This is a genomic window from Duganella sp. FT27W, from assembly GCF_009295655.1.
Classification (GTDB): domain Bacteria; phylum Pseudomonadota; class Gammaproteobacteria; order Burkholderiales; family Burkholderiaceae_D; genus Rugamonas; species Rugamonas zoogloeoides.
In genome coordinates this window covers 240,625-253,649 of the sequence record NZ_WHIV01000003.1, presented here as the reverse complement: position 1 = coordinate 253,649, position 13,025 = coordinate 240,625, and the positions used below count along the sequence as shown (strand labels likewise).

Here is a 13,025-nt window from a genome sequence, read left to right as displayed (position 1 = left end):
ACTCTTATTGAAGATGAAGGAGGAATCAACGTGGGAACACAAGCTATCGTCGATATCATCGCCGGCCATGCGCGCGAGGTGCTGCCCGACCTGGGTACGCGGCCGCTGGGTGGCGCCGACTCGTTGCGCGAACTGGGCGCCAATTCCATCGACCGCGCCGAAATCCTGATGCTCACCACGGCCACGCTGGGCTTGCGCATTCCGCTGGTCGAACTGGCGCAGCCGCGCAACCTCGGTGAACTGGCCGCGCTGCTCGCGGAGCGAGGTGCACGTGTCGCCTGACGCCGTGGTCACCGGCCTGGGCGTGGTGTCGGCCATCGGCCAGGGCAAGCAGGCGTTTCTCGACGCCTTGCTGGACGGACGCCAGGCATTCGAGGTGCTGCGGCGCCCGGGGCGACAGCTGCCTGCGGGCGCCGATGGTGGCGCCGCGCTACCGTTTATCGGCGCCGAAATCGCCGACCTGCTCCTGGCCGCAACCATGTCGCGCAAGGGTTTGCGCACCGCGTCCCTGGCAGGGCACGCGGCGCTGGCGGCGCTGCACGAAGCCTGGCACGAGGCCCGTCTCGACCAGGTGCGGCCCGAACGCATCGGCCTGATTATCGGCGGCAGCAATGTCCAGCAGCGCGAACTGGTGCTGGCGCAGGCTGCGCTGGCGGGCGAGCCGTGGTTCATCGCACCGGCCTACGGCCACACTTTTCTCGACAGCGATGTATGCGGCCTGTGTACCGAAGCGTTCAATATCCGGGGCTTTGCCTACACCCTGGGCGCAGCGTCGGCCAGCGGCCAGGTGGCGGTGTTGCAGGCGGTGGAGGCGGTGCGCGCGGGCCAGGCCGACGTTTGCATCGCATTGGGCGCCTTGACCGACCTGTCGTACTGGGAGTTGCAAGCCTTGAGTTCCATGGGGGCGATGGGTTCCGCGCGCTTCGCCGGCGAACCGGCGGTGGCGTGCCGGCCATTCGACCGCGATCGCGACGGTTTCATTTTTGGCGAGGCGTGCGGCGCGGTGGTGGTCGAGCGGGTGGAGCGCGGCGCGGCATTCGAGCGCGCCGGTGTGCAGCCGTATGCACGCTGCCTGGGTGGGGCGGTCAATGTGGATGGCAACCGCCATCCCAATCCGTCGCTGGCCGGCGAGTGCCTGGCCATCCGCCGCGCGCTGCGCCGCGCGGCGCTGACGGCGGCGCAGATCGATTACGTCAATCCCCATGCCAGCGGCTCCCGTATCGGCGACGAGACCGAATTGCTGGCGCTGCGCGAGAGCGGCCTGGCGCACGCCCGGCTCAATACCACCAAGTCGCTCACCGGCCATGGCCTGGCGGCCGCCGGAGCGGTGGAGGTGGTGGCCACGCTGCTGCAGATGCGCGCCGGGCGGCTGCACCCGTGCCGCAACCTGGACCGGCCGCTGGAAACCGGCTGGAATTTCGTCGGCGCAGCGGCGCAAGCCTGCGACGTCGAACACGCGCTCACGGTCAGCATCGGCTTTGGCGGCGTCAATTCGGCGCTCTGCTGGCAGCGCTTGTGAGGCCGCCCATGCCCGTAAAGTCCCACGGCCTACTCGAGCATTACCTGCCGCGCTATACCTTTGCCCACCGCTACAAGACGGTGGTGCATTGCGGTGACATAGGCCGCGTGTACGATATCGCCCGCGACGTCGATTTATCGCGCTCGCGCGTGATCGTGCTGCTGTTCCGGCTGCGGGGCCTGCCATGCGACCGCTGGCGCGCGCGGGCGTTTTGCGCTGCCATGCACTGGACCGAGCTGGCGCAGCGGCGGCCAACGGAGTTCCTGGTCGCCTACTGGCGCGGCGGCGACGGCAACCGCATCCGCCGCATCGAGGACGCCGCGCAGTTCTGCGGCCCGCTGCCGGGCGCCACGCAAAAAGTGGGCTTCACGTTCCGCTTCCGCCAGCTCGATGCGAAGCGCGTGGAAATCGATACCGAAACCCGGGTGCTGTGCATCGGTGCGCGCAGCCGACTTGCTTTTCTCGGGTACTGGCTGATGATCAAGCCATTCAGTGGCCTGGTGCGCAAGGAAATCCTGCGCCTGATCCGCCGTGAGGCCGAGTCATGAAGGTGGCGGCCAACCAGCCCAATGCCATGGTGGTCAAGCTGCCCTTGATCGTGCTGGCGCCGCTGCGACTGTATTTTCAGCTGGCCGGCCGCATCGCGCCGCAAGCGGCGGTGGGGGCGTTCCGCTGGCTGCTGTCGCACATGCCGCGCCGGCGGCTGTCGGCCCGCGAGCAGGCGTTTCTGGATGGCGCACAGCGCCTCGCCTTCGATTGCGGCGACGCGGTGCTGGCCGGTTACAGCATCGGCGCCGGTCCCGCCGTGCTGCTGGTGCATGGCTTGCAGGGCAGCGCCGCCAATTTCCGTGCGCTGGCGCCGGCGCTGGCGCAGGCAGGGTATTGCGCTGTCATGTTCGACGCCGTCAACCACGGCAACTCGCCGCCGGGCACCGCGTTTTCCCGGCGCTCGGTGCAGCACCTGCGGTGCGTGATCGAAAAACTGGGGCCGCTGCACGCCATCGTCTGTCATTCGGCCGGCGCCTATCTGACCATGCTGGCGCTGTGCGAACCAACCGCCAGCGTGGAAAAATGCGTGTACCTGGCGCCGTACCCGGATATCGCCACCACGCTGCGCACGTTTGCCGACTACCTGTGGGTACCCCGCGCGGTGGAGCCGCGCCTGCGGCGCTGGTTCGAGGACATCGGCGGCATGCCGTTCGAGCAGCAGTCGATGTGCCACTGCCTGCCGCGCCATGGCACTACCCGCAACCCGGCATGCCTGTTCGTGCACGACACCGACGACCGCCACATCCCGCTTGACTATACCCACGCCACGCTGCGGCACCTGCCGCTCGCGCGTCTGCACGTGACCAGCGGTCTCGGACACTTCCACATCCTCAAGGAACCGGGCGTGATCGCCCACATCGTCGATTTTCTCCAACGCCCATGACCAGTATTCACGCAATCAAGCCATCCCGTCTCGAGCTGGTGTTCCTGTTCCCTGGACAGGGTTCGCAGCACTACCAGATGGGGCGCGCGCTGTTCGACGCCGACCCCGCCTTCCGCGATCTGATGACCGGCCTCGATGCGCAATTCACCGAACGCGAGGGCGTGTCGCTGCTCGCCCGCCTGTATGGTTCGCTCTCGGCCGCCACGCCGCTCGACGACATCCACCTGAGCCACCCGCTGGTCGTGATGATCGAGTACTGCCTGGCCACCGTGCTGCGCCAGCGCGGGCTGCGTCCCACGCGGGTGATCGCGTCCAGCGCCGGCGAGTTTGCCGCACTGGCGTTCACCGGCCGCATCACCATCGAGACCGCGCTGGACATGATGGCGCGGCAGGCGCAGTGGGCATCGCATTACGTGGAGCCGGGCTTCATGCTGGCGGCGATGGCGCCGCGCGCCTGGTGCGCAGCCAATCCCGATGTGTGCCGGTTGGCGTGGGTCGCGGGCGTGGGCATGCCATCGGCCACCGTGCTCACGGGCCGGCGCGAGAACCTGGCGCCGCTCGAGGCGGCGCTGCGTGCGCGCGGTGTGGCGTTTGGCCGGCTGCCGGTACGAGTGCCGTTCCACAGCGCGCTGATGGACCCGATGCGCGCGCACTGGGTGCGGCGCTACGCCGACCATCCGCACGCGGATGCGCTGTGGGACGTGATCCGGCACCCGTTCGATTTTCCGGCGTCGCTGGCCATGCTGGACCGGCAGGCGCCATGCACGCTGGTGGACGTGGGGCCGTCGGCCACGCTGGCCAACTGGATCCGTCACGGCGCCGTGCCGCACGCCGACCAGTGGCGCGTCCACGGCATCCTCTCGCCCTGGGGCGGCGACTTGCCACGGCTGCAGCAGGTGCTCGACCTTGCCGATGTTCACACCACCGCATGATGACGCGCGGCGCCCGCCTGTTCCTGTTCGGCGTGATGGCGTTCGGCCAGTTCATGGCGCTGGTCGATATCCAGATCGTGGCCGCCTCGCTCAACGCCATCCAGGCCGGCCTGTCGGCCGCGCCGGACGAAATCAGCTGGGTGCAAACCGCGTACCTGATGGCCGAACTGGTGATGATTCCGCTGGCCGGCTTCCTGGCCAAGGCCCTGTCCACGCGCTGGCTGTTCACCTTGTCCGCCGGGCTGTTCACGCTGGCGAGCGCCCTGTGCGGGCTGGCGTGGGATATCGATTCGATGATTGCCTTCCGCGTGTTCCAGGGTTTTGTGGGCGGCGCCATGGTGCCCACCGTGTGGGCCACGGGGTTCATCCTGTTTACGGGTCGCGACCGCGCGCTGGCTTCGTCCATCCTTGGCGTGGTGACCATGCTGGCGCCGGTGTCCGGCCCCACCATCGGCGGCTGGATCACGGAGTTGATCGACTGGCGCTGGATTTTCTACATCAATGTCGTGCCGGGCATCGTGGTGACGGTGCTGGCGGCGGCGCTGATTCGCTTCGATGAAGCGCGGCCGGCGCTGCTGCGCACCCTGGACTGGTCGCACCTGCTGGCGATGGCGCTGTTCCTCAGTTGCCTCGATTATGTGCTCGAAGAAGGCCCGCGCCACGACTGGTTCAGCGACACCGGCATCGCCGTGGCAGCGTGGGTGGCGCTGGTGGCGTTCGTGCTGTTTGTCGAACGTTCGCTGCGCTCGGCCACGCCGGTGGTGCGGCTCACGCCATTCAAACGACCGACGTTCGTGCTGGCCAGTACGCTGGCGCTGGCCACCAGCGCGGCCATTTTTGCCGCCACGTACCTGGTGCCGGTGTTCCTGGGCCGGGTGCGCGGCTACAACAGCCTTGATATCGGCACCACCGTGTGCGTGACGGGACTGGGCATGCTGATCAGCGCGCCGCTGACCATGCGCCTGCTCAGGCATGTCGATCCGCGCCTGGTGATTGCGCTCGGGGTGCTGATTTTTACCGCCAGCCTGTGGATGTTCTCGTTCGTCGGCCCGGAGTGGGGTTTCAAGGAACTGTTCTGGCCCCACGTGCTGCGCGGCGTGGCCGGCATGCTGTGCGTGGTGCCGGCCGCAAACCTGGCGCTGGCCGATCTCGAAGACGAGGCGCTGCACGAAGCGTCCGGCCTGTTCAACCTGCTGCGCAACCTCGGTGGGGCGTTGGGCATCGCGCTGGTCAATACCTGGTTGCAGGACCATGGCCGGCTGCACCTGCTGCGCCTCGGCGAGGCGCTCGGCACGCGCGGCGACGGCGCCCGTCAACTGCTCGATGGCCTGCGGCACGACCTGTCCACCCGGACTACCGACGCCGCGCACGCCTGGCTGGCCGCGCAGGCGCTGCTCGAACGGCACGTGCAGCGGCAGGCGCTGGTGCTGGCGTTCGACGACGTCTTCCGCCTGATGGCCTGGCTGCTACTGGCCACATTGGTGCTGGTGCCCTGGTGCCGGACGGCGCCGCCATCTTCCACTCCTCATTCGATAGAACCATGACGCAAACCGAAACAAAAAACCGGCGGCGTGCCTTGCTGCCGCTGCTGACAGCACTGGCGGTCGGCGGCGCCGGCGCCCTGTGGCTGGCCGCCCCCGGCAGCCAGGTCTCGACCGACGACGCGTACCTGCGCGCCGACGACACCAGCATCGCCCCGCAGGTGAAGGGAAGGGTGCTGGAAGTGCTGGTGCGCGACCACCAGCGCGTGGTGACCGGTGCGCCGCTGGTACGGCTCGATCCCGACGACCTGGCTGCGCGTACCCGCGCCGCTGCTGCCGACCTGCAGGGCGCGCGCGCCAACGTGCAGGCCGCGCAGGCAGCGCTGACCAGCCTCGATGCGGAGGAACAGCTGGCGGCGGCCCAGATCACCACCGTGCGGGCGGGGATCGTCGCGGCGAAAGCGCGGGTGGCGCGCACCGCCGCCGAGCAGTCCCGCCACGAACGGCTGGCACAAGCGGGCGCCGTGGCCCAGCGCGAACTGGAACTGTCGCGCACCGGCGCGCTGGACGCCACGGCGAACGCCGACCGCAGCACCGCGCAACTGGCGGTGGCGCAGCGTCAGCTGGAGCTGACACGCAGCCGGCGCGCCAGCCTGCGCGCCGCTCTGGCCCAGGCCGAAGCGGGCGTGGCACGAGCCGACGCCGCGTTCGCGCTGGCGCGCCAGGAGCAGGGTTACGCGGTGATACGGGCGCCGGTCGATGGTTCGGTGGGCGCCTTGCAGGTGCATCGCGGCGATATAGTGCAACCGGGCTCTGCATTGATGACGCTGGTGCCGCTCGAGCGCATGTACGTGGTGGCGTATTTCAAGGAGACCCAGAGTGAGCGCATCGTCGCCGGCCAGCCGGTGCGGCTCGACATCGATGCGCTGCCCGACCAACCCTTGCGCGGTACGGTGGAGAGTTTCGCGCCTGGCACCGGCGCGCAGTTTTCGCTGCTGCCGTTCGAGCCGGGAACCGGCAACTTTACCAAGATCGTGCAGCGGGTGCCGGTAAGGATCGCGCTCGATGGCGGCCAGGAAAAGTGGTTGTCGAAACTACGGCCGGGCTTGTCTGTTACGGCGCGGGTCGCCATCAGATAATCAAGCAACCCAATACCTGCAAGGCGCGCTTGTCAAGCCGCGTAATTACTATCGGTGGCAAAATTGTCGCGGATGCCATTTTTTTGTTTCGTTCAATTTTGCCTGTCGTTACAATCGCTGCATCGGAATTCCAAGGCGTGCGCACCATGATTTGCCTGATCGTCGATCATCATCCCGTCATTTCCAGCGGCCTGGCGCAGATGGTGCGCGCCAGTTTTCCCGGCTGGCAGGTGGATATCGCCCATACCGTTGCTGTCGCCATCGAACAGGCCGGCGCGCAACAGCCCGATGTCGTGCTGATCAGCTTGCTCATGCCGGACAATTCGGGACTGGCGCTGCTCGGTCACTTGCAGCAGCACGATCCGCACAGCCGCCGTACGGCCAGCATCGTCATCGCCGATGCGCCCGACGCCGATACGGCACGCCTGTGCGAGCGGCTGGGCGCGCACGGTTTCATGTCGCGCGCCCACGCATTTACCGCGATTGCCCCGGCCATCCGCGCCGTCTGCGCGCGGCAAAAATATTTCGAGCCGGCGCCCGATATTGCGACGCCGGTACCGGCGCCGATCCGCTTTACGCCGCGCCAGCGCGACATCGTCGATCTGCTGTTGATCGGCTACTCGAACAAGCAGATCGCCTGCACGCTCAACCTCAGCAGTGGCACCGTCAAGAACTACATCTTCGACCTGATGCGGATGATTTCGGTCAGTTCGCGGCTGGAGATGGCGCTCAAGATCCGCGACAGCGGCTACCAGCGCTCGTGACAACCACCATCTAGACCCTCCGGGGTCTTTTTTTTCGTCTGTCGCCACCCACCGTGCCGGATGGCACCTGCCATCGGGCAGGTATCCACTGACATCTGTTCTTGTCAGTTCGACAAAAACATAATGAACCTCGACACCCTAGACCAATGGAGGTTCCATGAACGACGCATCCCCCAACCCGTGGCTGGTGCTGCGCACCCGCAGCCGCCAGGAAAACGTGGTGCAGGAAGTGCTGCGCCAGCGCCAGATTCACTCCTACCTGCCCAAGCACCGCGAGGCCGCGAAACCGACCGAAACCGCGCTGTTCCCCGGTTACATCTTCGTGCAGCCGCGCCCCGAGCAGGTCAGCGCGCTGCGCACCGTGCGCGGTTCGTGCGGCCTCCTGATGAGTTGCGGTCGCCACGCGCAGGTGGCCGCCAACGATGTGCTGGCGATCCGCATCATGGTCGGCAGCGGCGCGCCGCTCGACGTCCATGCCGACCTGGTGGCCGGGCAGCCGATGGAAGTGATTGCCGGGCCGTTCAAGCACGCGCAGGGGCAGTTCGTCAGCGTCGGGCGTCAGCGCCGGCTGGTGATCAACCTGCACCTGATCGGTCGTGGCCTCAGCGTCGAGATCGACGCCGCCCACGTCCGTCCGCTTGCCAACGCCGCCTGACAGGAGAAAGCCATGTCGATCACCGAAATCTACCTGCTGGCGATGATGATGATTTTTGCCGTACCCTACCTGGTGTGGCGCCTGCTCAACTCCGACAACGTGGCGCCGCTGGTGGTGGTGCAGATCGTCGGCGGCGTGCTGCTCGGGCCCGCCGTGCTGGGCGCCGCCTATCCCGAGTACCACGCCTTCGTGTTTTCGCCGCAGGTCACGCTGGCGCTGAACGGCATCGCCTGGTGGGCGGTGATGGTGTTCGTGTGGATTGCGGGCGTCGAACTCGATTTGCGCCAGGCCTGGCGCCATCGCGGCGAGAGCCTGGTGGTGGCCGGCATGGCGCTGGTCACGCCGCTGCTGCTTGGCGTGGGCGTGGCACTGGTGCTGCTGGGCTGGCAGTCCGACTGGATCGGCCCGCGCGCCCGTACCTGGCAATTCGTCACCGGCGTGGGCATGGGATGCGCGGTGACGGCGCTGCCGATCCTGGTGCTGTTCCTGGAAAAGCTCGGCATCCTGCGCACTGCGCTGGGCCAGCGCCTGCTGCGCTATGCCAGTTTCGACGACCTGGCGATCTGGGGCGTGCTGGCGCTGATCCTGCTCGACTGGGAGCGCATCGGCCGCCAGGGCCTGTTCCTGTGCGGTTTCGGGATTGCCGCCTGGCTGGTGCGGCGCGCGATGGTGCGCTTGCGCGAGGGCGACCGCTGGTATGCCAGCCTGACCTGGCTGCTGGCCTGCGCGTTCCTGTCGGACTGGGCCGGGCTGCACTACATGGTGGGCGCGTTCCTGGCCGGCGTGGTGCTCGATGCCGGCTGGTTCGACCGCACCCGCATGGACGCGCTGCGCGAACAGGTGCTGTTTGCCTTCATGCCGGTGTTTTTCCTCAGCACCGGGCTCAAGACCACCTGGACCGTCGGCGCGGAGACGGTCTTCGTGGCGGCCGGCTTGCTGATGCTGGCCAGCGTGGCCGGCAAGCTGCTGGGCGTGGGACTGGCCGGGCGCATGCTGGGCTGGCCCCGTGGCGATGCGCGCGTGATCGGCTGGCTGCTGCAAACCAAGGGCTTGATCGAGCTGATCTTCGCCAATATCCTGCTCGACAAGCAGATCATCTCGAACCAGATGTTTACTGCCATGCTCCTGATGGCCATCGGCAGCACCATGCTGGCCTTGCCGATGGTGCGCAACAGCCACCTGGTGCCGGCCCGCGCGCCGGCCGCCATGCCCGGCGGTCCGCTGCGTGAATGAGGTGAACAACCTTTGCGTGGTGTTGTGCGTGGCGTTGCCGGACGAATACCACCCGGCAGCGCTCGAGCGCAGGCTGCGCCGCCGGCTCGACCGGCCAACGCTGGACCGCATCGACCGCCTGCGCCAGCCGGTGGACCGCTTGCGGTCGATGCTGGGCCGCCTGCTGCTGCGCCACGGACTGCGGCTGCGTGGCCTCGACGATGACGCCGGCGTGACGATCGGCCACTATGGCAAGCCTAGGCTGGTTGATGGCACGGCCGAGTTCAACCTGTCGCACGCGGGACGCTGGGTGGTGTGCGCGATCTCGCAGACGGCGGTTGGCGTCGATGTCGAGCAGATGCGGCCGTTCGACCTGGTGCTGGCGTGGCGCTTCTTTCACCGCCGCGAATGCGCAGCGCTTGCCGTGCAACCGGCAGCCGCCCAGCACGACTATTTCTTTCGCCTGTGGACCGCCAAGGAAGCGTACATGAAGGCGCTCGGGCTCGGTTTTCAGCGCGACATGGCGTCGTTCAGCGTGGCGCCGCGCGCGGACCTGCACGTGGCGCTCGACGATCCGCAAGTGTCGTCGCAGCCCTACATGCTGTCCCACCTGGAACTGGATCCCGGCTACCGCCTGGCACTGTGTCGCCAAGGGCAGCCGGTGCAAGTGCTGCCGGTAACCCTCGATCACTTGTTGTCGCTAACCATCATTCATTAACTTACCTTCAGGCTACTGTGCTGTCATGCCCGCTTTGAAACGGCATAATGCGCGACAGGGTTGGTTGCCTAAAGGACATAAAGTGCTGAATGGAATGCTGAAACGCGACCTGTCGTGGCTGTGGGCAGCGATTGCGGCGATGGTGTTGCTCATCATCTGGCTGCTGTTGCAACTGGGCCGGCAGGGGTCGCAGACGCAAATTACGGCTGCCCGCACCCGTGCGGCCGTGATTTGTCAGATCATGCGCGCGGGCGCCCAGCGCCTGGACGGCAAGGAGGCGCAGGCCGAGGCGGTCGAGCGCGCGGTGGTCGATATGGCGCTGCGCGAAGACAGCGGCGTCGAGGGCGGCCTGTGGCAGGCGCAGCGCGGCGTGTATGCGTACGCCTTTCCCACCTACGACGGCAGCGGCATCAAGGACGATGCCCCGGCGGCCGAATTGCCGCGCATCGGCTCGCTGGCGCAGCGCGCTTTGGCCAGCGCCGCGCCGGTGATCGAGGTGCGCCCCGGCCTGCGCGAGGCGGTCGTGTATGGCGCCTGCCCGGTGCGCGATAACGTCGCCGGCTGGACGTTGACGCGCGTCGCCAGCATGGCCGACAACGCGCTCGACCACCTGGTGGTGGCCGTGAGTGTGCTGCTTTGTTCACTGGTGCTGGCCGGGGCCTGGTTCGCGGTGCTGCTCACGCGCTGGGGCCGCGAAGTGCAGCGGCTGTCGGGCCTGCTGGTGGCCAGCGAACGGATGGCCGCCCTCGGCAGCCTGGCAGCGGGGCTGGCGCATGAAATCCGCAATCCGCTCGGCACCATCCGCATGAAGGTGGACAATGCGCTGGCCGCCGCGCCCGAGCGCCGTCCCGTCCGCACCGAGGCCGCGCTGCACACGACGCTGCTGCAAGTACAGCGGCTGGAAACCCTGGTGGCCAGCCTGCTGGCGCTGACGCAGCCGTTCCACCCGCAGCGCGCGCCGGTGGTGCTGGCCGATTGGCTCGAGCAGCGCCGGCAAGACCATGCCGATGCGGCCGCCGATCTCTCGGTGACACTGGCGCTGAAACTCGGGCCTGGTCTTGGCGCTGCCGTCAACCATGTCGTCACCGTCCAAGCCGGCACTCATGCGGCCTGCTCGGACGCCGCTGCGGCCAACGCCGATATCGCCGCGGTTCACGCCGGCCGCGATCCAGGCGCCGCTGCCCATGCTGGCACCCACGCCGCACCTCCAGACTCTGTCGCTGCCGAGGTAGCCGCCGCCCACGCTAACGGCGGCCCTGGCGCGCGCAGCGCCGTCCACACCGACCAGGAGGTAGCGCTGTTCGACCCGGCGCAGATGGCCCGCGTGCTCGACAACCTGCTGATCAATGCGCTGGCCCACACCACGGCCGGCGGCCACGTGGAGCTGGGTGCCGCCCGCAACGGCGATGTCCTGCGGCTGTGGGTGGCCGACGACGGGCGCGGCGTGCCCCCGGCCTTGCAGGCCAGCTTGTTTGATCCGCTGGTGACCGGACGGCCCGGCGGCACCGGTCTTGGGCTGGCGGTGGTGCGCGAAGTGGTCCACGCCCATGGCGGCACGGTGGCGCTCGACCCCGCCCACGTGCCCGGCACCCGCATCGTGATGGATCTGCCATGGACCTGATCCTGGTTGTCGATGACAATACCGCCTTCAGGGCCACGCTGGCCGAGACGCTGGAAGATCTCGGCTACCGCGTGCGCCAGGCGGCCAGCGCCGAGGCGGGGCTGCGCGCGCTGGGCGAGGGCGGCATTGCCGCCGCGATTGTGGACCTGCGCCTGCCCGGCGACGACGGCCTGGCGCTGCTGCGCGCCGCGCCGGCCATCGCACCGGACGTGCCGTGCATCATGCTGACCGCGTATGCCAGCGGCGCCAACACCATCGAGGCGATGCGCCTGGGCGCTTTCGACCACCTGACCAAGCCGATCGGACGCAGCGCGCTGGCCGCAACGCTGGAGCGGGCCTTGCGCGCCAAGGCAGCGGCAGCGCCGGGGCCGGCGGAAGTTGCCGCCGATCCGGCCGACACCATGGTCAGCAGCAGCGAAGCGATGCGCGCCATTTTCAAGCGCATCGGCCTGGTGGCCGACAGCGACAATTCGGTGCTGGTGCTGGGCGAGACCGGCACCGGCAAGGAACTGGTGGCGCAGGCGCTGCACCGCAACAGCGCCCGCGCGGGCGGCCCATTCGTGGCCGTCAACTGTGCGGCGATACCGGCCGACCTGCTCGAGAGCGAACTGTTCGGCCATGTAAAAGGCGCGTTTTCTGGCGCTGTCGCCGACCGGCCCGGACGCTTCCGCGAGGCCGATGGCGGCACCCTGTTCCTCGACGAGATCGGCGACATGGCGCTGCCCACCCAGGCCAAGATCCTGCGCGTGTTGCAGGAGCGGATAGTGACGCCGCTCGGCGGACGCCACGCGCAGCCGGTCAACCTGCGGGTGGTGGCGGCCACCCACCGCAATCTCGAACGCGAGGTACTCGACGGCGCCTTCCGCGCCGACTTGCTGTACCGCTTGCAGGTCATTACCATCATGTTGCCGCCGCTGCGCGAGCGGCAGGGTGATATCGATGTACTGACCGCACATTTTCTCCATCACGGCGGCGGACGCAGCAAGCGCCTGTCCGGTGCCGCGCTGGCAGCCTTGCATGCGCACGACTGGCCCGGCAATGTGCGCGAGCTGCGCAACACCGTGCAGCGCGCGATTGCGCTAAGCGAAGGGGATTTGATCGAGGTCGAGCACCTGGGGCTGGGCACGGCGGCTGGTGTGCTACCGGGTAGTGCCGCGCCGCTGCGGGCTGATGCCGCTGCGGATGTTGTTCCCGCTATCGCTGACGGCATTGCGACGGCCGCGCAAGCTGGCGCTGGCGGGGATGTCGCTGCGGCAGCGCCTGCGGTCGCGGAGGATATCGCGACAGCCGTTCCGGCGACTGGCGGGTTGCCCGCCATCGACTGGGACGGCAACCTGGACCGGGCCGTGGCGCAGCTGGAGGCGGCCATGCTGGTCCGCGCGCTGGACGCCAGCGACGGCAACCGCAGCCAGGCGGCGCGACGGCTGGGCCTGTCGCGCCAGCAGTTGTACCGCAAGCTGGCGCAATATGGACTGGATATGTGACGCCTGTCCGCAGGACGGACAGGCTGGTGTCACCAATCCGGACACGTGCCGGCAGCGACCAGTCCATT

13 protein-coding genes are annotated in these 13,025 nt (G+C 68.1%); all 13 read left to right on the top strand.

The features are described from left to right. Positions 1 to 30: 30 nt before the first annotated feature. The 13 genes from F8197_RS12955 (at position 31) to F8197_RS12895 (ending at position 12,957) form a co-directional block, all read left to right on the top strand. Positions 31 to 282 carry an acyl carrier protein gene (locus F8197_RS12955; protein WP_373996865.1) on the top strand — a complete coding sequence of 84 codons (252 nt, stop codon included), beginning with the start codon at positions 31 to 33 and terminating at the stop codon, positions 280 to 282. Beyond that, on the top strand, positions 266 to 1,519 hold the full coding sequence (locus tag F8197_RS12950; protein ID WP_373996864.1) for a beta-ketoacyl synthase N-terminal-like domain-containing protein: 1,254 nt from the start codon (positions 266 to 268) through the stop codon (positions 1,517 to 1,519). Before F8197_RS12955 ends, F8197_RS12950 begins: the two co-directional genes overlap by 17 nt. An 8-nt stretch (positions 1,520 to 1,527) precedes the next feature. Next, positions 1,528 to 2,067 (top strand): hypothetical protein, encoded by a 540-nt coding sequence (locus tag F8197_RS12945; RefSeq protein ID WP_152882228.1) that lies wholly within the window; start codon positions 1,528 to 1,530, stop codon positions 2,065 to 2,067. After that, positions 2,064 to 2,951, top strand: a complete 888-nt coding sequence (locus F8197_RS12940; RefSeq protein WP_152882227.1) for an alpha/beta fold hydrolase — start codon at positions 2,064 to 2,066, stop codon at positions 2,949 to 2,951. The genes F8197_RS12945 and F8197_RS12940 overlap by 4 nt, the downstream gene beginning before the upstream one ends. Further along, the gene (locus F8197_RS12935) at positions 2,948 to 3,883 is read left to right on the top strand and encodes an acyltransferase domain-containing protein (protein ID WP_152882226.1); all 936 of its coding nucleotides are present in this window, start codon (positions 2,948 to 2,950) and stop codon (positions 3,881 to 3,883) included. Before F8197_RS12940 ends, F8197_RS12935 begins: the two co-directional genes overlap by 4 nt. Continuing rightward, positions 3,880 to 5,427 (top strand): DHA2 family efflux MFS transporter permease subunit, encoded by a 1,548-nt coding sequence (locus F8197_RS12930; RefSeq protein WP_227012229.1) that lies wholly within the window; start codon positions 3,880 to 3,882, stop codon positions 5,425 to 5,427. The genes F8197_RS12935 and F8197_RS12930 overlap by 4 nt, the downstream gene beginning before the upstream one ends. After that, a complete protein-coding gene (locus tag F8197_RS12925) occupies positions 5,424 to 6,503 on the top strand; it encodes an HlyD family secretion protein (protein ID WP_152882225.1) in 1,080 nt (359 codons plus the stop codon). The genes F8197_RS12930 and F8197_RS12925 overlap by 4 nt, the downstream gene beginning before the upstream one ends. A 146-nt stretch (positions 6,504 to 6,649) precedes the next feature. After that, complete coding sequence (locus tag F8197_RS12920; RefSeq protein ID WP_227012292.1) at positions 6,650 to 7,267, top strand: response regulator transcription factor; 618 nt, start codon at positions 6,650 to 6,652, stop codon at positions 7,265 to 7,267. Between the two features lie 157 nt (positions 7,268 to 7,424). Further along, positions 7,425 to 7,922: a transcription termination/antitermination protein NusG gene (locus F8197_RS12915; RefSeq protein ID WP_019920638.1), complete on the top strand. Its 498-nt coding sequence runs from the start codon at positions 7,425 to 7,427 to the stop codon at positions 7,920 to 7,922. A gap of 12 nt (positions 7,923 to 7,934) precedes the next feature. Continuing rightward, on the top strand, positions 7,935 to 9,155 hold the full coding sequence (locus tag F8197_RS12910) for a cation:proton antiporter (RefSeq protein WP_152882223.1): 1,221 nt from the start codon (positions 7,935 to 7,937) through the stop codon (positions 9,153 to 9,155). Position 9,156: 1 nt separating this feature from the next. After that, positions 9,157 to 9,852: a 4'-phosphopantetheinyl transferase superfamily protein gene (locus tag F8197_RS12905; protein ID WP_152882222.1), complete on the top strand. Its 696-nt coding sequence runs from the start codon at positions 9,157 to 9,159 to the stop codon at positions 9,850 to 9,852. Between the two features lie 82 nt (positions 9,853 to 9,934). Beyond that, complete coding sequence (locus F8197_RS12900; protein ID WP_193333423.1) at positions 9,935 to 11,473, top strand: sensor histidine kinase; 1,539 nt, start codon at positions 9,935 to 9,937, stop codon at positions 11,471 to 11,473. Then, the gene (locus F8197_RS12895) at positions 11,464 to 12,957 is read left to right on the top strand and encodes a sigma-54 dependent transcriptional regulator (protein WP_152882220.1); all 1,494 of its coding nucleotides are present in this window, start codon (positions 11,464 to 11,466) and stop codon (positions 12,955 to 12,957) included. Before F8197_RS12900 ends, F8197_RS12895 begins: the two co-directional genes overlap by 10 nt. The last annotated feature ends 68 nt before the right edge of the window (positions 12,958 to 13,025 follow it).

Bases quoted from the DNA above. Each gene is read 5' to 3' on its own strand.
- F8197_RS12940 (WP_152882227.1), top strand. From the start codon at position 2,064: ATGAAGGTGGCGGCCAACCAGCCCAATGCCATGGTGGTCAAGCTGCCC.
- F8197_RS12910 (WP_152882223.1), top strand. From the start codon at position 7,935: ATGTCGATCACCGAAATCTACCTGCTGGCGATGATGATGATTTTTGCC.
- F8197_RS12930 (WP_227012229.1), top strand. From the start codon at position 3,880: ATGATGACGCGCGGCGCCCGCCTGTTCCTGTTCGGCGTGATGGCGTTC.
- F8197_RS12935 (WP_152882226.1), top strand. From the start codon at position 2,948: ATGACCAGTATTCACGCAATCAAGCCATCCCGTCTCGAGCTGGTGTTC.
- F8197_RS12895 (WP_152882220.1), top strand. From the start codon at position 11,464: ATGGACCTGATCCTGGTTGTCGATGACAATACCGCCTTCAGGGCCACG.
- F8197_RS12915 (WP_019920638.1), top strand. From the start codon at position 7,425: ATGAACGACGCATCCCCCAACCCGTGGCTGGTGCTGCGCACCCGCAGC.
- F8197_RS12925 (WP_152882225.1), top strand. From the start codon at position 5,424: ATGACGCAAACCGAAACAAAAAACCGGCGGCGTGCCTTGCTGCCGCTG.
- F8197_RS12945 (WP_152882228.1), top strand. From the start codon at position 1,528: ATGCCCGTAAAGTCCCACGGCCTACTCGAGCATTACCTGCCGCGCTAT.
- F8197_RS12920 (WP_227012292.1), top strand. From the start codon at position 6,650: ATGATTTGCCTGATCGTCGATCATCATCCCGTCATTTCCAGCGGCCTG.